This window comes from Sulfitobacter sp. D7, assembly GCF_003611275.1.
GTDB lineage: Bacteria > Pseudomonadota > Alphaproteobacteria > Rhodobacterales > Rhodobacteraceae > Sulfitobacter > Sulfitobacter profundi.
In genome coordinates, this window is the sequence record NZ_CP020694.1 from 907,727 (window position 1) to 929,342 (window position 21,616).

Here is a 21,616-nt window from a genome sequence, read left to right on the forward strand (position 1 = left end):
CGGCGCTCGCGGCAAAGGTCGATGCGCTCGGCGCATTCCTAGTCCGGCCACAACACTTTGTTCTCCCCGAAAAACCTCTCTAGCCGTAGCGTAACTTCGCGACACGCGCGCCGGGCATCTATACCCCGGCGGTGGAACCGGCTATGCCTATGACCAAGATCGTTGCGGCGGGCAAACTGCCGCGGCTGATCGCATTGCAGGCAGAGACGCGCTGTCGTTCAGCGATGGCGGTGTTTCGACCGCGATAGCAGGCGGGGCGACTGGCCCATGCCTCTGCGAGAGGCGGCGGCAAACGCCGCGTAACCGACCATTACGCCGAGCGCTTTGTCAGAGCGTTTGACCAAGAAAACAAACATAGGGGGATACAATGACCAATTTCACAAAACGTCAAAACGGACCGAGCCGTCGCAGTTTTCTAGCCGGGAGCGCGGCTGCGGTGGGGGCAGGGCTGATCCTGCCACAGGGCGCACGGGCACAGGCTCAGCCCAAAAAGGGTGGCACGCTGCGGGTTGGCTTCACCCAAGGGTCGACCTCCGACAGCCTTGATCCCGCAACCTTCAACAACGACTTCATGTTTGCCAGCGGCTATGCGGTCTTCAACACTCTGACGGAAATCGCCCCCGACGGCACCGCCCAGCCCGACTTGGCTGAGAGCTTTGAGGCCAGCAGCGATGCCGCCACATGGACCTTCCGCCTGCGCGACAACGCGCAATTCTCGGACGGCAAAACGGCGACGGCGAATGACGTGATCGCCTCGATCCGTCACCACATGGGGCCAGAGTCCAAATCCGGCATCAAACCGCTGCTTGAGCAGATCACCGACATCCGCGCCGATGGCGACAAGGTCGTGGTTTTTGAACTGGCCGCAGGGAACGCGGATTTCCCGTTTATCTTCAATGACTACCACCTCGGGATTCGCCAAGACACCGGCGATGGCACGATCGACCCCAACAGCCGCATCGGCACCGGCGGCTATGTGATCGACGTTTTCGAGCCGGGCGTACGGGTCGAACTGACGCGCCGCGATGACTACTGGAAAGAGGGCCGCGCGCATTTCGACAAGGTCGTGATCTTGAAAGTCGGCGATCCGGCGGCCCGGATGAACGCGCTGATGACCGGCGAGGTTGACCTGATCGACCGGCCCGACCTCAAGACGATCAACCTGCTGGGCCGCGCGCCCAACGTGAAGATCCACACCCAAGACGGCACGCTGCATTACATCATGCCGATGCAGACCAACACGGCCCCGTTTGATGACGTGAACGTGCGGATGGCGTTGAAATACGGCATCAACCGCGAAGACATGATCGAAAAGGTTCTGCGCGGCTATGGTACCGTGGGCAACGACCAACCGATCTCGCGTTCCATGCCCTATTACAACGACGACCTTGAGCAGATCACCTATGATCCGGAGCGGGCGAAGTACCACCTGAAACAGGCGGGGCTTGAAAGCCTTGATGTGACGCTGTCCACCTCGGATGCTGCCTTTAACGGGGCGGTGGATGCCTCGGTTCTCTTTGCCGAAAACGCGCGGCCTGCGGGGCTGAACATCGAGGTGAAGCGTGAGCCGGATGATGGCTATTGGTCGAATGTCTGGCTGCAAAAGCCCTTCTGCTGCTCCTATTGGGGTGGCCGTCCGACGCCTGACCTGATGTTCTCGACCGGCTATGCCGCCGATGCGGAGTGGAACGAGACCAAATGGGACAACGAGCGCTTTAACGAGTTGCTGTTGCAAGCGCGGCCTGAGCTGGACCAGACCCGCCGCGCCGAGATGTACGGCGAGATGCAAAAGATCGTGAAAGAGCAGGGCGGCGCGCTGATCCCGGCCTTTGGTCAATATGTCTCGGCCATGAGCGAAAGCGTTCAGATGCCTGAGGAAGTGTCCGAGATGTGGGATCTCGACAGCCAGCGCTTCATCGAACGCTGGTGGATGTCCTAAGCCACAGCCTCATCCGGGCGGCCCCAAGGGGCCGTCCGTTTCCCGCACCAATGGCCCGATCCGGGCCGGAGAAAACCTTAAAATGTCCCGGCTTCAGAAGCTTGTTATCGGCCGAGTGTCCCTCGGCATTCTGACCCTTTTTGTCGTATCCGCCCTCATGTTCGTTGGCATCGAACTCTTGCCCGGTGATCTGGCGCAGCAGATCCTTGGCCAATCAGCGACCGAGTCGACCCTCGCGGCATTTCGCGCCGAACTGGGCCTCGATCAGCCCGCGCATCTTCGTTATTTCGATTGGCTCGGCGGCGTGTTGCGCGGCGATTTTGGCACCTCTTTGGCCTCGGGGCGCGAGGTGTCCGAGCTTTTGGGGCCGCGCCTTGCCAATACCATGTTCTTGGCCACCTATGCCGCCGTCATCGCCGCGCCGCTGGCGGTGATCTTGGGGCTGTTGGCCGCGCTGTGGCGCAACACGCTGTTTGACCGGGGCGTCAACCTGACCGCGCTTTCGGCGATCTCCATGCCGGAGTTTTTCGTGGGCTACGTGCTGATCCTGTTTCTGTCGATCAAGGCCGGCGTCTTTCCGACGCTGGCGCGGATCGACAGCGCCACGGGGCTGTGGGACGCGCTTTACCGCAGCTTTCTGCCCGCGCTGACGCTTATTCTGGTGGTTGTCGCTCATATGATGCGGATGACGCGGGCGGCCATCATCAACGTGCTCGCCTCGCCCTATATCGAGATGGCGCGCCTTAAAGGTGTGCCGCGCTGGCGCATCATCGTGCAGCACGCGCTGCCTAACGCATTGGCGCCGATCGTCAATGTCGTGGCCCTGAACCTTGCCTATCTGGTGGTCGGCGTGGTGGTGGTAGAGGTCGTCTTTTCCTACCCCGGCCTTGGGCAGTTACTGGTGGATGCGGTCTCCAGCCGGGATTTCCCGGTGGTGCAGGCGGTGGGGCTGTTCTTTGCCGCTGTTTATATCACGCTCAACGTCTTGGCCGACATCATCTCGATCATGTCGAACCCGCGTCTGCGGCACGGGAGATAACGATGAAATCTTTGCTGAAATCCGCGCCCCCCTCGGCGATCTTTGGGATGGTGGTGCTGGCCATCGTCGCCTTTACGGGGATATTCGCGCCCATCGTCGCGCCCTATGGCGAGACGCAGGTGGTAGGCGATGCCTATTTGCCATGGACTGCGGCGCATCCGCTGGGCACCGACAATCTGGGCCGCGATATGCTGTCGCGCATGATCTTTGGCGCGCGCAATACGGTCGGGCTGGCGCTGCTGACGACGGCTATTTCCTTTTCGGTCGGGTCGACGCTGGGGATGCTGGCCGCGCTCAAAGGCGGCTGGCTGGACGAAGTCCTGTCGCGCTTGGTCGATGTGCTGATGGCCGTGCCGCCGTTGATCTTGGCGCTGATGCTCTTGGCCATCGTCGGCCCGTCGATCCCGAATATGGTCGGGGTGATCGCGGTGATCTATGTGGCGCCGGTCTACCGGCTGTCGCGGGCTGCGGCGATGAATGTGGTCGGCCTTGATTTCGTCGAAGCCGCAAGGCTGCGCGGAGAGCGCACGCCATGGTTGCTACGGCGCGAGATTCTGCCCAACATCTGGTCGACCCTGATCGCCGAGTTTGGGGTGCGCTTTTGTTTTGTGTTCCTCTTTATCGCGGCGCTGTCCTTTCTTGGCATCGGGATCCAGCCACCCACGGCGGACTGGGGGTCGATGGTAAAGGAAAACGCCACCTTGATCAGTTTCGGGGATATCACCCCGCTGATCCCGGCGGCGGCCATCGCCTTGCTGACCGTTGCGATCAACCTGATCGTCGATTGGATGCTGCACCGCGCCAGCGGTCTGAAAAGTTAACCGAGCAGGGGCAGCCATATGGGAAATCTTCTGAACATTCGCGGTCTCCGGCTTGAGGCAGGCAGCCGCGCGCAGCCCAATGTGATTATCAAAGGGCTTGATCTGGAACTCGACCGAGGGGAGGTGCTGGGCCTTGTCGGTGAAAGCGGGGCGGGCAAAAGCTCAGCCGGGTTGGCGGCGATGGGCTATGTCCGCGACGGGGTCCGTTTCGCCGGGGGCAGCGTCGAATTCGACGGGACCGAATTGATCGGCATGGCGGGCGGGCAATTGCGCCGTCTGCACGGCAAGCGGATCGCCTATGTCGCCCAGTCCGCCGCGGCAAGCTTTAACCCTGCCAAGACGCTGATCGACCAATATACCGAAGCGCCGCGCCTGCACGGTGTCTCTGGCCGCGCGGCGGCAGAGCAGGACGCCGTCGCCCTCTACCGTCAGATGCAACTGCCCAACCCCGAAGAGATCGGCTTTCGCTATCCGCACCAAGTGTCGGGCGGCCAGTTGCAGCGGGCGATGACGGCCATGGCCATGGCCTGCCGCCCCGACCTGATCATCTTTGACGAGCCGACGACCGCCTTGGACGTCACCACCCAGATCGAAGTGCTGGGCGCCATCCGCGATATTGTCGAGCAATATGACACGGCGGCGATCTACATCACGCATGACCTTGCCGTGGTCAGCCAGATGGCCGACCGCATCTGCGTGATGAAAGACGGTGAGGCGGTCGAGACCGCGCCGACCAAAATCATGCTGGACGCCCCGCAAGAGGATTACACCCGGTCGCTCTGGGCCGTGCGGTCGTTTCGCCGCCCCGATGCAGAGGCCGGGGAAGCTCCGGCGCTGATCCGCTGCGAGGGGGGTTCGGCGGCCTATGGGCCGATGACCGTGTTGGACAATCTCAACTTCACCTTTCCGCGCGGCCAGACGACGGCGGTGGTGGGGGAAAGCGGGTCGGGGAAATCCACTCTCGCGCGGGTGATCGCGGGGCTGCTGCCCCCCGCCTCGGGGCAGTTTTTCTGGAACGACGCGCCGCTGGAACCGCGATTGGCCAAACGCGGGGCCGAGACGCTGCGCAATATCCAGATGATCTATCAATCGGCGGATACCTCGCTGAACCCGCGCCACAATATCCGCGAGATTTTGTCCCGCCCGGTGCGCAAGTTCACGGGCCGCAAGGGCCGGGTGCTTCGGGCGCGGGTGGAGGAACTGATGGATCTGGTCGACCTCGACCGCGCCTTTCTTGATCGCAAACCCAGCGAGCTTTCCGGCGGTCAGAAGCAGCGCGTTGGCATCGCCCGCGCGCTGGCCGCCGAGCCTGAATTCATCATCTGCGACGAGGTCACCAGTGCGCTCGATCAACTGGTGGCCGAGGGGATCTTGCGGCTGCTGGTGCGTTTGCAAACCGAGCTGGACCTGACCTTTATGTTTATCACCCATGACTTGGCCACGGTTGAGGCGATTGCCCATAAGGTGATCGTGCTCAAGAACGGCCAGATCGTCGAACAGGGTGGGCGCGATGAGATCTTCGGCGCGCCAAAGCAGGCCTATACCAAACGGTTGCTGACATCGGTGCCGCAGATGGATCCGGAATGGCTGACCGAGGCCCGCGCGCGGGAGCGGTCCTTGCGCGAGGCGGAGTAGGGCGCTGGCGGTTTATATACCCGCGGCGCGCGCCGCGGCAAAGGCGGCCTCTGCCACGTCGAGAAACAGAGCGGCTTCGGGCTGCTGCAACACAAGGGGCGGGCGGATCTTCAGCACATTGGCCCCCGGCCCGGTGGCGCTGATCAAGACGCCATTCTGGCGCATGTGGTTCACCACGAATTTCGCGCGGGCGGCGTCGGGGGCATTGGTCGCGCGCGAAGTGACGCATTCAACGGCCAGAAACAGCCCCGCGCCGCGCACATGGCCGATCTCGGGGTAACGCGCCGCGATATCCTGCAGGCCGTTCTTGAGGGCCCCGCCGACCGTGGCAGCATTGTTCTGCAACCCTTCATCCGCGATCACGTCGAGCACGGCCATGCCCGCGGCGGCGGCCACGGGGTTGCCGCCAAAGGTGTTAAAATAGCGTGCCTTTTCGCCAAATTCTTGCACCAGCTCTGGCCGCATCGCGGTGCCGGAAAGGGGGAAGCCATTGCCCATCGGCTTGCCCATCGTGACCATGTCAGGCACCAGCCCGTGGCGCTGGAACCCCCAGAAGGCATCGCCGGTGCGGGCAAAGCCAGGCTGCACTTCGTCAGCGATGAAAAGCCCCCCCTCGGCGCGGATCAGATCGACCGCCGGTTGCAGGAACCCCGCCGGATCGGGGTGCAGCCCGTCGCTGGAAAAGATCGTATCGACGATGAAGGCCGCAGGCTCGATCCCATCGGCGCGCATCTCGGCAATCGCTTGGGCCAGATCGGCGGCGAGTTTCGCGCCCTGCTGCGCCTCGGGGATGCGGAGCGTGTCGGGCGCGTCGATCAGACGGATGCGCGGGCTGCGCGGGGTGAAATCGCCCAAGGATGGGGACAGTTCCGCCACCGCCTCGGTCAGCCCATGATAGGCAAGGCGGGTGACGATGATCCCTTCGCGCCGGGTATAGCTGCGGGCGATGCGCAGGGCGATGTCATTCGCCTCGGACCCGGTGCAGGTGAACATCACATGGCCGAGTGCGTCGGGCATTGTGGCGAGCAGCCGTTCGGCGTAAGTCACCACGTTTTCATGCAGATAGCGGGTGTGGGTGTTCAGCACGCCCAACTGCTGAGTAATCGCCTCAACCACGCGCGGGTGGCAGTGACCGACCGAGGCGACGTTGTTATAGGCATCAAGGTATTTGCGCCCGTCCTTGTCCCACAGCCAGACGCCTTCGCTGCGCTCAATGTGCAGCGGTTGGTCGTAAAACAGCCGGTAGGCGGGGCCGAGCGCCTTGGCACGGCGGTCGATCAGGGCGCGGTCGTCCGGGCTGAGGGCCTCGGCTTGGGCGCTGTCATAGGCATTGATCATGGTCATCGGTCACTCCGTTCCCGCCGCACGGTGCAGGGCTTTGATCGCGGCGGCGTCGCCAATTTGGTCGAGTGCTGCCAGCCCGCGTTGCGAGGCGGCGGCGTTGCGCAGGATATAGGGGGCGTTGTCGGGATAGCGCCGGGCGCGGGAAGCGCCGATTGCCAAGGTGGTGGCATGGCGCAGGCGGATCAGACTGGGCAGAAGCGCGATTTCCTCGGCCTCCAGCGGCAGCCGTGCGGCAAAGCCCGCGACCATCTCGCAGACGTTTTGTAGCGGCTCAGCGCCTTGGCCGAGTTGATAGGAGCAAGCCACCGCCAGATCGCAGGCCAGCGGCGTATGCACCATGTCACCGAAATCAATCAGCCCGACGGGATGCCGGGCCTCCGGCCCATCGACCAGAATATTGTGCGGATTGAAGTCGTTATGAACGACCTGTGCCCGCAGATGTGGAAGCTGGGGCGCGACTTCTGCATCAAAGTGATCGAGGGTTCGCCCCAGTTGGGCGCGCAGGGCGGCGTCTTGCACATCCGCCAGCAGCGGGCGCAGATGGCCCGCCTGTTTGATGTCCCACTGCAGGAAATGCCCCCCCGCCGGATGGAAAAAACCGCGCAGACCAAGGGTGACCCGCGCGTGAAAATCCCCCAAGGCGCGGTGCAGGCCGGGGCGCGGCGTGGCATTGCTGAGGACAGTGCCGCCAAGGAAGGTCATGAGCCGCACGACATGGGGCTGACCGTCAGCCGCTGTGGCAACCTCGGCCGCCTTGCCATTGAGGCTGGCGCAGATGCGCTGCACCGGCAGATCGGGATCAGCAGAGGCCAGATGCATCAGGGCTGCGGTCTGCATATCGGTCACGGCACGCTCTTCGGCGGCATTGGTGATCTTCAGCAGCGCCTGTTGCCCGGTGGGCAGGGTGATCAGGAAGTTTGCATCCTTTTCCGCCGCGAGAGGCTTGATCTCACCCGACACCCCATAGCGCTGCAAGGCGACCTCAGCCGCCCGTGCCGCGTCAAAGGCGGGCGGGTCTTGCGCAAGCAGGTCGGTTTTGTTGCCGCTCTCTTCGACCAACACGCCACTCAGGAGCGGGGGCAGGCCGCCCTCAGGCGTGATCCCGACCTCGGTCATGGAGTGATGTCCTCGGTCCCGCACCATTCGGCGATAAACAGCGCCATGGCTTGGGTAATTTTCTTGACCGAACTCAGGCTGACGGACTCGTTGATCCCGTGGATGTTGCGCGACTTCGGCCCGTAACAAAGCGCCGGTATCTTGTTATACAGCGCATAGACCCGTGTATCGAGATAGCCCGCCGTCATGAAAGACTGCAGCGGCGCGCCGATGGCGTCTTCGTGGGCGCGTTCCAGCACCGCTTCGGCCTCGCTGCCCGGCTCCAGCACATAGCCTTCGGCGTGAAAGCCGTTAAAGACCACTTCGGGCGGGTTGTTGGACAGGAAGTTGTCGGTCTGGGCAAAGGCTTTGACCCGCTCGGTAATCTCGCGCGCGGCATCCTCGGCGCTTCGGCCCGGATAGATGGAAACGCGGCAATCGATATTGCACCATGACGGCACCGATGACGCCCAATCGCCGCCTTCAATCTTGCCGATGTTGAGGTTGATCGGATGGGCTTCGTCTTCAAAATGCGGGTGGTCGCCTTTCTCGGCGTTCCAGTCCTCCTCCATCTCACGCAGGGCGGTCATCACGCGCGTGGCCGCGTCGATGGCGTTGGCGCCTTCGCCCATCTCGCGCACATGGACGGGTACGCCGCGCACCTGCACCTGAAACCAGATGACGCCGGTATTGGCGCGCACCAACATCTCTTCTTCCGGCTCGGGGATGAAAACCGCATCTGCGGTGTAGCCTTGCAGGAAAGTCTGCAGGGCGCCGTTGCCGGTGGATTCCTCCTCGACCACGGACTGCACATAGACGGTCGCCGCTGGTTGCAGCCCAATGCGGCGCAGCGCGTCTAGGGCAAAGATATTCGCCGCAGCACCCGCCTTCATATCGCCTGCGCCCCGGCCATACATCCAGTCGCCGTCGATCTTGGCCGAGTAGGGCGGATCATCCCACATGTCGTGCAGCCCTTCGGGCACCACGTCGAGATGCGATTGCAGGATCAGCGAGCGGCCCGCCTCATCGCGCGGGCGGTGGATGCCCACGACGATGGGGGCGTCGGAGTGATCGTCAGAGTATTTCGAGCCGCCGGGGTGCGCCTCAATCGCGGCGCGGTCCATCTTGAAACGGTCCATCGCGTAGCCACGGCTTTGCAGGTTGCGAAACAGCAGGTCTTGGATCGCATGTTCATGGCCGCGCAGCGAAGGGGTCTGCACGAGTTGTTGGGTAAAGCTCACTTGCTCAGCGAAGCCATCTTCGACAGCCTGAAGGATGCGGGATTTCAGATCAGGATCGAGGGTCATGTCGTGTCCTTTCGGTGGGTTACAGCATCGCTTCGATGAGGAAGGGGCCGGGTTCTTTCGCCGCGTCTTCGATGGCGCGCATCAGCTCGGTCACGTCTTCGACCCGTTTGCCCGGCACGCCCATGCCCTTGGCCATGGCGACGAAATCCAGTTGCGGACGGTCGAGGTTCAGCATGCTCAGCGCCTCGGGGCCGGGCTGCGCGCCGACGTTGTGCAATTCGCCCTTGAGGATCTCATAGGACTGGTTGGCGAGGATGATCGTGGTGACGTTGGAGTTCTCGCGCGCTTGGGTCCAGAGTCCTTGGATGGTGTACATGGCCGAGCCATCTGCCTGCAGCGTGATGACCGGACGGTCGGGGCAGGCGATGGCCGCTCCGGCAGAAAGCGGGATACCGATGCCGATGGACCCGCCGGTCAGGGCCAGCCACGTGTTCGGCGCCGCACTGTCGCCCGCGGGGAAGGTGGCTCCGCCGGAGGAGACGGCTTCATCCACCACAATCGCATCTTCGGGCAATGCGTTCGCCAAGGCCGCGCCGAGGTTTTGCAGGGTGATGCCGCCTGCCTGCGGTGCGGCGGGTCGTTCGTGGTCGCGCGGGGTGGCGGGTTTCGCGCCGATGCGGTCTGCGAGTGCGGCCAAAGCCGTGGAGCCGTCCGCATCGACGGCGGCCAATGTGACGGTGTGGCAATCGACCGGCAGCAGCAGGCTCGGCTTGCCGGGATAGGCAAAGAAGGCCACGGGGGGCGGCGTCTCAATCAGGATCGCGCGGCTGTAGGGGGCAAGGCATTCAAGGGCCGCGTTGATCGGGTAGGGGACTTTGTTGATCGCAAAGCGGCCCTGTCCGCGCTCCATCCGGCGGTTCGAGGTGGGCGCGAGGATGTCGGCCCCGGTCTTTTCTGCGATGCCGTGCAGTAGGGCCATCGCTTCTTGGCTTTCCAGCACCGCGCTGCCGACCAGCAGCACGGTTTTCTCACCGCTCTCCAAAGCGTTGATCGCGGCATCTAGCGCGCGTTCATCCAGCGGGGCAGGGGCAGCGGGGGCCACGGCCTCGGCCATCTTGCCGCCCGCGTCCCAGCCGATGTCCGCAGGGGCGATCAGTGTGGCGACCTTGCCGGGCTTGCTTTGCGCCACGGCGAGGGCGGTCATCGCATCCGCCGCAAAGCTGCCAGCATCCCGGCCCGAACGCACCCAATCGCTGAAGGGCGCACAGGCGCCTTCGACATCTGCCGAGAGGGGCGCGTCATACTTTTGGTGCCGCAGCGCGTGGTCGCCCACAAGGTTCACCATCGGCACCCGTGCCTTGCGGGCGTTGTGCAGGTTGGCGGCGGCGTTGGCAAAACCGGGCGCGAGGTGCAGCAGGGTCACTGCCGGTTTCCCGGCCATGCGCGCATAGCCATCGGCGGCACCGGTCACCACGCCTTCGAACAGGCCCAAGACGCAGCGCATCAGTTTGGTCCGGTCCAGCGCGTCGACAAACTGCATCTCGGAGGTGCCGGGATTGGCGAAACAGACCTCCACCCCGCCCGCGTGCAGGCTGCGGACAACGCTTTCAGCGCCATTCATCTCTTTGGGTGTCTTGCTCATGCTGTGGCCTCGCGGAATGTCGTGAGAAATGATTTTGCGTTATCGGCAAGGGAGGGGCCAAGGTAGCCGCCCTCTTGGATCAATGCTGTGGGAAGGTTGAGCGCCGCCAAGCGCCGCGCCATTTCGGCAAAGCCGTCGGGGTAGACGTTTACGGCGGCCAGCGGATCATCGGCGGCCATGTCAAAACCCAGTGAGACCACGAGCGCCTCGGCTCCGAAATCACGGATCGCGGCGATGCCTTTGTCGAGCAAGGCCAGCACGTCATCTTGGCTCGCGCCCTGTTCCAGCAGCAGGTTCAGCGATTTGCCCGCCCCGTCGCCTTCGCCCGTTTCATCCGCATGGCCAAGGTAGAAGGTGGGGTAGGTGGCCGGGTCGGGGTGCAGCGAGCAGAAGAAGATGTCGCCGCGTTCATAGAGGATGTCGAGCGAGCCATTGCCGGTGTGCACGTCGATATCGATCAGTGCGACCTTTTTGTAGGTCTGGGTCAGATGCTCCGCCGCAATGCAGGCGTTGTTGAAAAAGCAAAACCCGTTCGCGCAATCGCGCATCGCGTGGTGGCCGGGCGGACGGCAAAGCGCATAGGCGGCGCGGGCACCGGCCGCCACGGTCTCGGCGGCCTCCACGGCGGTTTGGGCCGACCAATAGGCCGCGTCCCATGACCCTTCGGTCAGCGGGGTCGATGTGTCGGTCATCCACCAGCCCAACTGGCCGTGAATGTCTTTGGGTTCTTTGCCGCGCCGCACGCCGGGGTGCATGGTGGGAATGGCCAGCGCCTCTGGCCCCGCGCTTTCGACGAAGCGGGCATGGGCGTCGGGCAGGAAATCAACGTAATCGGGGTTGTGCACCGCCTTGATCGGGGCAAGCCCGTGGTCGTGGGGTTTGGCAATCTCAAACCCTTCGCCGATTAACATATCGCGTAGAATTTCAGCACGTTGTGGCTGTTCTTGATGCGGCATGGCCGCGCCGCGCCGAAAGTAGTGGGTCGGTGCGTGGCCAAGCTGGCGTTCGTCGAAAAAGACTTTCATCACAATCCCTGTGGTCTGATGTCGCTGCGGCGGAGCATTGCAGTTTTAATTTGCAGGCTCAATAGAAATGATGCATCATGCATCAAAACGGGCGACGGTTTGGTCGGTAAGGACGAGGGCGCGATGGCCGAGATCAGTCAAGTTTCATTGGGCGATGCGATCTATGATCGGGTCTGTCAGGACTTGGTGGAAGGCAAGCTGCGCCCGAATGAAAAGGTCACCATTCGCGGGTTGGCTGAGCGGTTGGGCACCAGTTCGACGCCAGTGCGCGACGCGGTGCAGCGGCTCTTGCGGGATGAGGCTTTGATCCAGCGCAGCATGCGCGACGTGCGCGTGCCGGTGCTGACAGAGGCGCAGTATCTTGAGATCGCAAGCATCCGGCGCGAGTTGGAGGGGTTCGCCGCAGGCCGCGCCGCCGAGATGGTGGGCCCCAAGGAAATCCGCCGCCTGAAAAAGATCGTGGAGCGGAATGAGGCCGCAGCCGTGGCCGGGCGTTGGCCGCAAGCGGTCAAGTACAATCAGGAGTTCCACTTTGCATTGGTGGAGGCGGCTGAGATGCCGATCCTGCTGGCGATACTCAGCGGGCTGTGGCTGCGCATGGGGCCGCTGATTGCCGGGTACTATGCGCGGGAGCAACTGGGGCTGGTCCGGCATCATCAGGCGATCATTGCCGCCTGTGAAAGTCGCGATCCTGCGGCGGCTGCCGCGGAGATGCGCGCAGACATAGATGACGCAAAGGAGGGGATCATCAGATACATCCAATCGTTCACCATAGACGAATGAGCAATTCAAGCGCTGCGCATCGCGCGGCCATCACCCGAGCGACTGCAAGAAGCCGACACCAGAGCGGACGCTGTCACTGGGCGAGTCAAAGCAAAACCAATGGGGATTTACATGCTACACACCACTAAATTAACCGCAGCCGTTCTGGCGCTGGCACTGGCCGGGCCACTGGCCGCGCAGGATGGCGAACCAAAGTCCGGCGGCACGCTCAACGTTGTGATCCAGCCCGAACCGCCCAGCCTGATGATCGGCCTTGTGCAGAACGGCCCGACACAGATGGTCGGCGGCGATATTTATGAAAGCCTGCTGCGCTATGATTTCGATCTGAAACCCGAAGGCCAATTGGCTGAATCTTGGGAGATTTCAGAGGACGGCAAGACCTATACCTTCAAGCTTCGCGAAGGCGTGGTTTTCCATGATGGAGAACCGTTCACCTCGGCGGATGTCGAATTCTCCATGGATAAGTTCCTGCGCGAAAGCCATTCGCGGATGCGCACCTATATGGAGCATGTCGAGAGCATCGAGACGCCCGACGATCACACGGTTGTCTTTAACCTAAAGCAGCCCTTCGGCCCCTTCATCGGTATCTTTGAGCCCGGCACCGCGCCGATGATCCCAAAGCACATCTACGAAGGCACGGATTTCGCCAACAATGAGGCGAACAACACGCCCATCGGCACCGGCCCGTTCAAGTTCGACGAATGGGAAAAGGGCAGCTTCATCCATCTGGTGAAGAACGAAGACTACTACATGGAGGGCAAGCCCTACGTCGACGAAGTCTATTACCACGTGATCCCCGATGCGGCCTCGCGCGCGGTGGCCTATGAGACCGGCAAGGTCGATGTGCTGCCCGGCGGCTCGGTCGAAAACTTCGACGTGGCGCGCATTCAGGCGATGGACAACACCTGCATCACCGACAAAGGCTGGGAATACTTTGGCCCGCTGTCTTGGATGTGGGTGAACAACGACAACAAGCCGCTCGACGATGTGAAGGTGCGCAAGGCGATCATGCATGGCGTCGACCGCCAGTTCGCCAAGGACGCGCTGTGGAATGGTTTGGGCAAGGTCTCGACCGGACCCCTGTCGTCTTCCACACGGTTCTATGATGGTGAGACACCGGACATCACCTTTGACCCGGAAAAGGCCAAGGCCCTGCTGGAAGAAAGCAGCTATGACGGCGAAACCATCCGCATTCTTGGTCTGCCTTATGGTGAGACTTGGCAGCGCTGGGCCGAAGCGGTCAAACAAAACCTGAGCGAGATCGGCATGACGACCGAGATTGTGCCCTCGGACGTAGCGGGTTGGAACCAGAAGGTCGCAGACCGCGACTATGATCTCGCCTTTACCTACCTCTACCAATACGGCGATCCCGCACTCGGCGTTTCGCGGACCTATATGGGCGACAATGCCGCCCCCGGTTCGCCTTGGAATAACGTGGCAAGCTATCAAAACGCCGAGACGGACAAGCTGTTTGCCGAAGCGGCGCTGATGGCCAGCCCCGAAGAGCGCAAGGCGGCTTATAAGGAAATCCAAGACAAGATCGTCGAAGACGTGCCGAACATTTGGCTCTTGGAACTGGGTTTCCCCACGATCTACCGCTGTGACGTCAAAAACCCTGTTAACACCGCCTTTGGCGTGAACGACGGTTTCCGCGACGTGTGGCTCGACAAGTAAAAAAAGCGACAACGCTCAAGGCCCGAGCCGTTTCGGCGGCTCGGGCGGATCTTAGAACAACACGGGGCGGATAGCGTGATACGTTTCATATTGGGCAGGTTGGTCAAGGCGGTGTTTATCCTGCTGGCGATCCTTGTCTTCAATTTCCTGCTGATCCATGCGGCACCGGGTGACCCTGCGGCGGTCATGGCGGGCGAAGCCGGGGCGGCGGATGAGAAATTCCTTGCAGATCTGCGGGCGCGTTTCGGGCTGGACCAACCGCTCTACATGCAGCTTTGGCTCTATATCAAAGGCGCGGTGCAGCTTGATCTGGGCTATTCCTTCCGCCAGCAGATGCCGGTGGCCGAGATGATCGGCGACCGTCTGCCAGCGACGCTTTTGCTGACCGGCGTGGCCTTTGTGCTGTCGCTGGTCTTGGGTGTGACCGCCGGTGTCGCGGCCTCGGCCCGGCAGGGGCGGTGGGGTGACACGCTTATTTCGACCTTCGCGCTGCTGTTTTATGCCACGCCGCTGTTCTGGGTGGCGCTGATGGCGACGCTGGTGTTTTCAGTCTGGCTCGAATGGTTGCCGGGCTTTGGCTACTCGACCATTGGCGCGGGCTATACCGGTATGGCCCATGTGCTGGACGTGGCCAAACACCTCGTCCTCCCGGCCTCTACCTTGGGGCTGTTCTTTACCGCGATTTATATGCGCATGACGCGAGCTTCGATGCTGGAAGTGTCGCGGCTCGATTTCGTCAAAACCGCCCGTGCCAAGGGGCTGACCCGCGGCGTGATCCAGCGGCGCCACATCCTGCGCAACGCGCTTTTGCCGGTCATCACGCTGGCCGGGCTTCAGGCGGGGCAGATCTTTGGCGGGGCGATCCTGACCGAGACCGTCTTTGCATGGCCCGGCATCGGGCGGCTGATGTTCGAGGCGATCAACCAGCGAGATTACAACGTGATCCTTGGGGTCTTTTACATCTCGGCGGCCATGGTGCTGCTGTTCAACCTGATCACGGATGTCATCTATGTCATTGTTGATCCGCGGATAAGGCTGACAACATGATGAGCTTTTGGAAACGTTTTAGCTATAACCGGGGCGCGGTCATTGGTCTGGTCATCCTGACCTTCGTCGTGGCCGCTGCCATCCTCGCGCCCATCCTTTTCCCGCAAAGCCCGTGGAAAATGGTGCAGCGTCCCTTCCTGCCGCCGTTTACCCAAGACGGGCTGATGTTGGGCACAGATGCGCTTGGCCGCAATGTGCTGGCAGGGCTGGCCCATGGCGCTTATGTGAGCCTGCTGGTCGGGCTGGTCTCGACCATCGTGGCGTTGGCCATCGGGGTGCCGGTCGGAGCGGCGGCGGGGTATTTCGCGGGGCGGATTGATGATGCGCTCATGCGCTTTACCGAGTTCTTTCAGACCATCCCCAGCTTCGCCTTGGCGATCGTGCTCTTGGCGATCTTTCAGCCCAGCCTGACTTTCGTGATCATCGCGATCTCCATCGTGTCATGGCCCCCGGTGGCGCGTCTGGTGCGGGGCGAGGTGCTGTCGCTCAGAACCCGCGAGTTTGTCGAGGCGGCAAGCCTGTCGGGCCTCGGCAACCTTCAGATCATCACCCGCCACATCCTGCCCAACGCGCTGCCGCCCATTATCGTGCTGGCCTCGCTCATGGTGGCGCAGGCGATCTTGCTGGAAAGCTCGCTGTCCTTTCTGGGGCTGGGCGATCCGAACATCATGTCTTGGGGCTATATGATCGGGGCCGCGCGGACTGTGATCCGCACCGCATGGTGGCTGTCGTTCCTGCCGGGGATGGCGATCCTTTTGACCGTGCTGGCGCTGAACCTGATCGGCGAGGGCCTGAACGACGCGCTGAACCCGCGATTGACGAGGAAATCCGAATGACCCTGCTTAGCATCCGTGATCTGTCTATCGCTTTGCCCGTGGGGGCGGACCGGCTCTATGCCGCCAAAGACATCAACTTTGACCTCGCACCGGGGGAGATCCTCTGCATCGTTGGCGAAAGCGGGTCGGGCAAATCCATGTCGGCCAATGCGGTGATGGGGCTGCTGCCGCAAGGTGTTGAACCCGACAAGGGCAGCATCACCTTTGACGGCCAGTCGATCCTCGGCCTGTCTGAGAAAGAGATGTTGAAGCTGCGCGGCAGCCGCATTTCGATGATCTTTCAGGAACCCCTCAGCGCGCTGAACCCGCTGATGCGGATCGGCGCGCAGATCGCTGAGGTGTTTGAGGCGCATGGCGCGCTCAACAGCTCGGAACGGCGTGCGCGGGCGTTGAAACTGTTGGAGGAGGTCGGCATTCCCGACCCGCGAGCGGCGATCCGGGCCTATCCCTTCCAACTGTCGGGCGGGCAGCGGCAGCGGGTGATGATCGCGATGGCCTTGGCGCTGGAGCCTGATATCCTGATCGCGGATGAGCCGACGACGGCGCTTGATGTTACCACCCAAGCGCAGATCCTCACGCTGATCGAAGACCTGCGCCGCAAGCGTGGCATGGCGGTCATTTTCATCACTCATGACTTTGGCGTGGTGGCCGATATCGCCGACCGGGTCATCGTCATGAAAAAGGGCGAAATCGTCGAAGCTGGTCCGGCCCAAGAGGTGCTGCTGAAACCCCAGCACCCCTACACCCGCGCCCTGATCGACGCGATCCCCCGGCTGACCCAGACCGACGCGCCCAAGCAGGTAGAGCGCGCGCCGCTGCTCAAGGTCGAAGGGCTGCAAAAGACCTTTTCGACCGGCTCTGGCACGCTCTTTGGCAAGCGCCGCGTGGTGAAAGCCGTGCAAGACGTGAGCTTTGAGCTCTACGCAGGTGAAACCATCGGCATCGTCGGAGAATCCGGTTCGGGCAAATCCACCGTCGGGCGTTGTCTGGTGCGTCTGCTCGATCCAGATGGGGGTCGGGTGCTGATGGATGACGTCGACATCGCCCATATGTCCGGCGCGGAATTGCGCGCGCAGCGGCGCAAGTTGCAGATGATCTTTCAAGACCCGTTCTCGTCGCTCAACCCGCGCGCCCGTGTCTCGCGTATCCTGACCGAAGGGCTGATCGCCTATGACACGCCGGTTAAAGAGGCAAAGGCCAAGGCGCGTGAACTGCTCGAGCTCGTCGGACTAGATGAAAGCGCGATGAAACGTTTCCCGCATGAGTTTTCAGGCGGGCAGCGGCAGCGTATCGGCATCGCCCGCGCGCTGGCGCTAGAGCCGTCGATCATCATCGCGGATGAGGCCGTCTCGGCGCTCGATGTATCCATTCAGGCGCAGGTGCTTGATCTGCTGGCCGAGTTGAAGACCCGGCTGAACCTATCAATGCTCTTTATCACCCACGACCTGCGGGTCGCGGCGCGGATCTGCGACCGGATCATCGTCATGCAAAAGGGCCAGATCGTCGAAGCCGGGCCGGTCAGCAAAGTGTTGCACGATCCCGATACCGCCTATACGCGCAGCCTGCTCGACGCTATTCCGGGGCAGGATTATGAACGCGCGCTGGCGGCTGCCGACTAGGGCGCTATTTCAGGCGTTATGCCAGATTTGGATCAAGCGATGGATACTGCGGTTCACGACCAAAAGACGCTGCTTTTGACAGGGGCGAGCCGGGGCATCGGACATGCCACGGCCAAGGCTTTCGCGGGCAAGGGCTGGCGGGTGATCGGTTGCTCGCGTCAGGCATTCTCGCCCGAATGCCCTTGGCCCGGTGGGGCGCAGGATCATGTGCAGGTCGATCTCAGCGACCCGAACCAGACGATTGAGGCGGTCGCGCAGGTCAAGCGGCTGCTGAACGGTAACCCGCTGCATGCGCTGGTCAACAATGCAGGCATTTCGCCAAAGGGTGAAGATGGCGCGCGGCTCAGCACGCTCGACACCGATCTGCGGACGTGGGGGCAGGTGTTTCATGTGAATTTCTTTGCCTCCGTGGTGCTGGCGCGGGGGCTTCAGGATGAACTCTCTGCCGGGCGCGGATCGGTGGTGAATGTGACCTCTATCGCCGGGTCGCGGGTGCATCCCTTCGCCGGGGCGGCCTATGCCACTTCAAAGGCGGCGCTTGCTGCGCTGACCCGTGAGATGGCCCATGATTTTGGCCCCCTCGGCGTGCGGGTCAACGCAATCGCACCGGGCGAGGTGGAGACGGCAATCCTGAGCGAAGGTACCGATAAGATCGTGCGCAGCATTCCCATGCGCCGCCTTGGCCAGCCCGAAGAAGTTGCGCGGGCGATCTATTTTCTATGCAGCGAAGAAAGCTCTTATGTCTCGGGTACCGAGATTGAGATCAATGGCGGGCAGCACGTCTAAGACGCGCGCAGGAGCTACCCTAAGGCCGGGATCTGCGCGCGGGTGCCCGGTCTGACAATTCCGTGATCGGGGCAGTCTGCGGCTGTCATTGCCGGGCATTAGACCTATGTACAGCCCCTCACGTCAGGGCAGCTATACGCGCGCTCACCTCAGGCAAAGCATACCCCAAGGGACAATCACTTCATGATAAAATTCGAATTGAACGGGCGGCAGATCTCTGTCGACGCAGACCCGGACATGCCCCTGTTGTGGGCGATCCGCGATGAAATCGGTCTTACCGGCACCAAGTTTGGCTGCGGCATCGGTGCCTGCGGCGCTTGTACCGTGCATATCGACGGCACCGCCACACGGTCCTGCATCACCTATCTCGGGGATGTAGAGGGCCTGTCGGTTACCACCATCGAAGGGCTGGACGAGAAGGGCAATCACCCCGTTCAAGAAGCGTGGCGCAACTTGCGCGTGCCGCAATGCGGCTACTGCCAGTCGGGTCAGATCATGCAGGCGGCGTCGCTGTTGCAAGACACGCCGAACCCCAGCGACGAAGACATCGACGCGGTGATGACCGGCAACCTTTGCCGCTGCATGACCTATCCCCGTATTCGCCAAGCCGTGCGCGACGCCGCCACCGCAATGGGAGGCTCCGACAATGGCTAATCTGATGTCCCGCCTGAAAGGCTCCGACAATCAATCGCAAATGACCCGCCGTGGGTTTCTGGTGTCCATGACCGCCGCTGGCGTTGCCTTTGGCTTCCCACAGGCGTCGAACGCCGCGATGAACCCCGCTGTGGCAGATGGCACACCGATCATGCCAAACGGCCAGCCGTTCGAGCCGTCGATGTGGTATTGGATCGACGCCGACGGTCAGGTCAACGTCAACATCATCCGCGCCGAAATGGGCCAGCACGTCGGCACCGCCATCGCGCGTATTCTGGCCGATGAGCTGGAAGTCGCGTGGGAAGATGTGCACATCACCCATGTGGATTCAGCCGAGAAATGGGGCCTGATGGTCACCGGCGGCAGCTGGTCGATCTGGCAAAGCTGGTCGGTTTACCGTCAGGCAGGCGCTGCCGGGCGGACTGCGCTGATCGAAGCGGCGGCGGCCAAGTGGGGCGTTGATGCCTCTGGCCTGACCGCACGCGACGGTGCTGTGACCGATGGCACGCAAAGCATCAGCTACGGCGATCTGGTGGCCGAAGGGCTCGACCGGAGCTTTACCGAAGACGAATTGGCAGCCCTGCCGTTGAAACCCCATGCCGATCTGCGCCTTGTGGGCCAAGACGTGCATCCTCTTGATCTGGATACGAAGACCACCGGTCAGGCGATCTATGGCTTGGATGCCAAGGTCGATGGCATGGTCTACGGCGTGCCGATGCTGCCGCCGACGCGCTATGGCTCCAAGGTCAATTCAGTCGATGACAGCGCCGCGAAAGAGGTCAATGGCTACCTTGAGACCGTGGTGCTGGATGACCCTTCGGGCACCGTGCCGGGCTGGGTTGTGGTGCTGGGCAAAACGCTCCACGCCGCGCGGATGGCCACCTATGAGATCAGCGTCGATTGGACCGCAGGCGAAACGGCTGATGTGTCCGAGGATGACATTCAAGCCCGCTCGCGCGAGTTGATCGGAAGCGATGCCGGGTCGATCCTGCACACTGAACAGCCCGAAACCAGCGCCGTTTTCGACGCCGCTGCCGAGACGCTTGAGGCCGAGTACACCACGCAATCCGTGCTGCACTTCCAGATGGAGCCAGTGAACGCGACCGTCTTCCAGAACGCCGATGGCGTCTGGGAAACTCACGCGGGCAACCAGTGGCAGTCGTTGATCCTGCCGACGCTGGCCGTCGCGTTGGAGGTGCCCGCCGATAAGATCGTGATGCGCAGCTACATGCTGGGCGGGGGCTTTGGCCGCCGGTTGAACGGTGACTATATCGTGCCTGCAGCGCTGGCGTCCAAGGCTGTGGGCAAGCCCGTGAAACTGGTCTTCTCCCGCGAGGAAGACGCCCAGTTTGACAGCATTCGCTCGCCTTCGGTGCAGAAATTGCGCATGGCGTTTGACGATGGCAAAGCCGTCACGGGCATGGAACACCACGCCGCCGCCGGTTGGCCGACACAGGTGATGGCACCGGGTTTCATGCCCAAAGGTGTCAACGAAGAACCCTATGATCCCTTTGCCATCGACGGTGCGGATCACTGGTACAGCGTGGGCGCGCACCGCGTGCGGGCGATCTCCAACGATCTGGCGAATGCGACCTTCCGTCCCGGTTGGCTGCGCTCGGTCGGGCCGGGCTGGACCAACTTTGCTGTCGAAAGCTTCATGGACGAGGCCGCGCATAAGGTCGATGCCGATCCGTTGCAGTTCCGTTTGGATCACCTGAAGGCCGAAGGCATCAACGCGGGCTCTGCGCCCAATGCGGTTGGCGGTGCGTCGCGTCAGGCGGCTGTCTTGCAGCGCGTGGCCGAGATGTCAGGCTACGGCAAGACCGACTTGCCTGAGGGCACGGCAATCGGGATCGCCACCACCTTTGGTCAGTCGCGGACCATGCCAACTTGGACCGCAGCCGCGGTCAAACTGGCGGTGGATGCCGAAACGGGCGAGGTCGCTGTCGAGAAGATGTGGCTGGCCTTCGATTGTGGCACCGTGGTCGACCCCGACGGGGCGCGCGCGCAATGCGAAGGCGCGGCGCTCTGGGGCCTGTCCATGGCTCTGCATGAGGGCACGCGGATCGAAGACGGCAATGTCGTTGATCTCAACCTCGGGTCTTATACGCCGTTGCGGATGGTTGATGTGCCGGACATCGAAGTGGCCTTTGTCGAGAGCACGGAAGCGCCCGTCGGTCTTGGCGAGCCGGGCACCACAGTCATCGCGCCGGCGGTTGCCAACGCGATCTTCAACGCCACCGGGGCGCGGGTACGGCATCTGCCGATCACCGCTGATGCGGTCCTCGCGGCGCTGGAAAGCTGATACCAAGAGACGGGCGCGACATGCCGCGCCCGTCTTTCATCTTGGCCGGGGGCGTCGTCGTCTTGAGCGGGGGGTGCATTCGGCGGGCAGCACAGAGACTGCCCAAATTCAACGGCCCAAATTTT

Annotated in this window: 17 protein-coding genes; 12 read left to right on the plus strand and 5 right to left on the minus strand. The window is 62.5% G+C overall.

Translation table 11 applies throughout. The features are described 5' to 3' along the window. The first annotated feature begins 367 nt into the window (after window positions 1–367). From B5M07_RS04300 to B5M07_RS04315, 4 genes are all read left to right on the plus strand, one after another. Window positions 368–1,939: an ABC transporter substrate-binding protein gene (locus tag B5M07_RS04300; protein WP_120350368.1), complete on the plus strand. Its 1,572-nt coding sequence runs from the start codon at window positions 368–370 to the stop codon at window positions 1,937–1,939. Window positions 1,940–2,021: 82 nt separating this feature from the next. Next, window positions 2,022–2,978: an ABC transporter permease gene (locus B5M07_RS04305; RefSeq protein WP_120350369.1), complete on the plus strand. Its 957-nt coding sequence runs from the start codon at window positions 2,022–2,024 to the stop codon at window positions 2,976–2,978. Between the two features lie 2 nt (window positions 2,979–2,980). Beyond that, window positions 2,981–3,799, plus strand: coding sequence for an ABC transporter permease (locus tag B5M07_RS04310; RefSeq protein ID WP_205570902.1), 819 nt, complete (start codon window positions 2,981–2,983; stop codon window positions 3,797–3,799). An 18-nt stretch (window positions 3,800–3,817) separates the two neighbouring features. Then, window positions 3,818–5,434: an ABC transporter ATP-binding protein gene (locus B5M07_RS04315; RefSeq protein ID WP_120350371.1), complete on the plus strand. Its 1,617-nt coding sequence runs from the start codon at window positions 3,818–3,820 to the stop codon at window positions 5,432–5,434. 12 nt (window positions 5,435–5,446) lie between these two features. Here B5M07_RS04315 and B5M07_RS04320 read toward each other — a convergent pair whose 3' ends face one another. The 5 genes from B5M07_RS04320 to B5M07_RS04340 are packed head-to-tail and all read right to left on the minus strand — an operon-like array spanning window position 5,447 to window position 11,787. Next, window positions 5,447–6,778 (minus strand): aspartate aminotransferase family protein, encoded by a 1,332-nt coding sequence (locus tag B5M07_RS04320; RefSeq protein WP_120350372.1) that lies wholly within the window; start codon window positions 6,776–6,778, stop codon window positions 5,447–5,449. 3 nt (window positions 6,779–6,781) lie between these two features. Next, on the minus strand, window positions 6,782–7,894 hold the full coding sequence (locus tag B5M07_RS04325) for a phosphotransferase (protein WP_120350373.1): 1,113 nt from the start codon (window positions 7,892–7,894) through the stop codon (window positions 6,782–6,784). Then, window positions 7,891–9,180 (minus strand): ArgE/DapE family deacylase, encoded by a 1,290-nt coding sequence (locus B5M07_RS04330; RefSeq protein WP_120350374.1) that lies wholly within the window; start codon window positions 9,178–9,180, stop codon window positions 7,891–7,893. Before B5M07_RS04330 ends, B5M07_RS04325 begins: the two co-directional genes overlap by 4 nt. A gap of 19 nt (window positions 9,181–9,199) precedes the next feature. Continuing rightward, on the minus strand, window positions 9,200–10,762 hold the full coding sequence (locus tag B5M07_RS04335) for an acetolactate synthase large subunit (RefSeq protein ID WP_120350375.1): 1,563 nt from the start codon (window positions 10,760–10,762) through the stop codon (window positions 9,200–9,202). Further along, a complete protein-coding gene (locus B5M07_RS04340; protein ID WP_120350376.1) occupies window positions 10,759–11,787 on the minus strand; it encodes a histone deacetylase family protein in 1,029 nt (342 codons plus the stop codon). Before B5M07_RS04340 ends, B5M07_RS04335 begins: the two co-directional genes overlap by 4 nt. A gap of 123 nt (window positions 11,788–11,910) precedes the next feature. On the opposite strand from B5M07_RS04340, the gene B5M07_RS04345 reads away from it, so the two are divergent. The 8 genes from B5M07_RS04345 to B5M07_RS04380 all read left to right on the plus strand — a co-directional run bounded on the left by B5M07_RS04345 (window position 11,911) and on the right by B5M07_RS04380 (window position 21,491). Further along, complete coding sequence (locus B5M07_RS04345; RefSeq protein WP_120350377.1) at window positions 11,911–12,570, plus strand: GntR family transcriptional regulator; 660 nt, start codon at window positions 11,911–11,913, stop codon at window positions 12,568–12,570. Between the two features lie 99 nt (window positions 12,571–12,669). After that, window positions 12,670–14,244 carry an ABC transporter substrate-binding protein gene (locus B5M07_RS04350; RefSeq protein WP_120350378.1) on the plus strand — a complete coding sequence of 525 codons (1,575 nt, stop codon included), beginning with the start codon at window positions 12,670–12,672 and terminating at the stop codon, window positions 14,242–14,244. Window positions 14,245–14,319: 75 nt separating this feature from the next. After that, on the plus strand, window positions 14,320–15,291 hold the full coding sequence (locus B5M07_RS04355) for an ABC transporter permease (protein WP_120350379.1): 972 nt from the start codon (window positions 14,320–14,322) through the stop codon (window positions 15,289–15,291). Beyond that, complete coding sequence (locus B5M07_RS04360) at window positions 15,288–16,127, plus strand: ABC transporter permease (protein WP_082849458.1); 840 nt, start codon at window positions 15,288–15,290, stop codon at window positions 16,125–16,127. Before B5M07_RS04355 ends, B5M07_RS04360 begins: the two co-directional genes overlap by 4 nt. Further along, window positions 16,124–17,746 (plus strand): ABC transporter ATP-binding protein, encoded by a 1,623-nt coding sequence (locus B5M07_RS04365; RefSeq protein ID WP_120350380.1) that lies wholly within the window; start codon window positions 16,124–16,126, stop codon window positions 17,744–17,746. The genes B5M07_RS04360 and B5M07_RS04365 overlap by 4 nt, the downstream gene beginning before the upstream one ends. Window positions 17,747–17,785: 39 nt before the next feature. Further along, window positions 17,786–18,532 carry an SDR family NAD(P)-dependent oxidoreductase gene (locus B5M07_RS04370; protein WP_205570903.1) on the plus strand — a complete coding sequence of 249 codons (747 nt, stop codon included), beginning with the start codon at window positions 17,786–17,788 and terminating at the stop codon, window positions 18,530–18,532. Window positions 18,533–18,715: 183 nt separating this feature from the next. Next, a complete protein-coding gene (locus tag B5M07_RS04375) occupies window positions 18,716–19,186 on the plus strand; it encodes a (2Fe-2S)-binding protein (protein ID WP_120350382.1) in 471 nt (156 codons plus the stop codon). A 4-nt stretch (window positions 19,187–19,190) separates the two neighbouring features. Continuing rightward, entirely contained in the window at window positions 19,191–21,491 is a 2,301-nt protein-coding gene (locus tag B5M07_RS04380) for a xanthine dehydrogenase family protein molybdopterin-binding subunit (RefSeq protein ID WP_120350383.1), read from the plus strand. Window positions 21,492–21,616 lie beyond the last annotated feature (125 nt).

What these genes read in the sequence shown, in the direction of transcription:
- B5M07_RS04365 (WP_120350380.1), top strand. Translation starts at nt 16,124, where the DNA reads ATGACCCTGCTTAGCATCCGTGATCTGTCTATCGCTTTGCCCGTGGGG.
- B5M07_RS04315 (WP_120350371.1), top strand. Translation starts at nt 3,818, where the DNA reads ATGGGAAATCTTCTGAACATTCGCGGTCTCCGGCTTGAGGCAGGCAGC.
- B5M07_RS04370 (WP_205570903.1), top strand. Translation starts at nt 17,786, where the DNA reads ATGGATACTGCGGTTCACGACCAAAAGACGCTGCTTTTGACAGGGGCG.
- B5M07_RS04375 (WP_120350382.1), top strand. Translation starts at nt 18,716, where the DNA reads ATGATAAAATTCGAATTGAACGGGCGGCAGATCTCTGTCGACGCAGAC.
- B5M07_RS04305 (WP_120350369.1), top strand. Translation starts at nt 2,022, where the DNA reads ATGTCCCGGCTTCAGAAGCTTGTTATCGGCCGAGTGTCCCTCGGCATT.
- B5M07_RS04325 (WP_120350373.1), bottom strand. Translation starts at nt 7,894, where the DNA reads ATGACCGAGGTCGGGATCACGCCTGAGGGCGGCCTGCCCCCGCTCCTG.
- B5M07_RS04360 (WP_082849458.1), top strand. Translation starts at nt 15,288, where the DNA reads ATGATGAGCTTTTGGAAACGTTTTAGCTATAACCGGGGCGCGGTCATT.
- B5M07_RS04350 (WP_120350378.1), top strand. Translation starts at nt 12,670, where the DNA reads ATGGGGATTTACATGCTACACACCACTAAATTAACCGCAGCCGTTCTG.
- B5M07_RS04330 (WP_120350374.1), bottom strand. Translation starts at nt 9,180, where the DNA reads ATGACCCTCGATCCTGATCTGAAATCCCGCATCCTTCAGGCTGTCGAA.
- B5M07_RS04335 (WP_120350375.1), bottom strand. Translation starts at nt 10,762, where the DNA reads ATGAGCAAGACACCCAAAGAGATGAATGGCGCTGAAAGCGTTGTCCGC.
- B5M07_RS04300 (WP_120350368.1), top strand. Translation starts at nt 368, where the DNA reads ATGACCAATTTCACAAAACGTCAAAACGGACCGAGCCGTCGCAGTTTT.
- B5M07_RS04310 (WP_205570902.1), top strand. Translation starts at nt 2,981, where the DNA reads ATGAAATCTTTGCTGAAATCCGCGCCCCCCTCGGCGATCTTTGGGATG.
- B5M07_RS04380 (WP_120350383.1), top strand. Translation starts at nt 19,191, where the DNA reads ATGTCCCGCCTGAAAGGCTCCGACAATCAATCGCAAATGACCCGCCGT.
- B5M07_RS04345 (WP_120350377.1), top strand. Translation starts at nt 11,911, where the DNA reads ATGGCCGAGATCAGTCAAGTTTCATTGGGCGATGCGATCTATGATCGG.
- B5M07_RS04340 (WP_120350376.1), bottom strand. Translation starts at nt 11,787, where the DNA reads ATGAAAGTCTTTTTCGACGAACGCCAGCTTGGCCACGCACCGACCCAC.
- B5M07_RS04320 (WP_120350372.1), bottom strand. Translation starts at nt 6,778, where the DNA reads ATGACCATGATCAATGCCTATGACAGCGCCCAAGCCGAGGCCCTCAGC.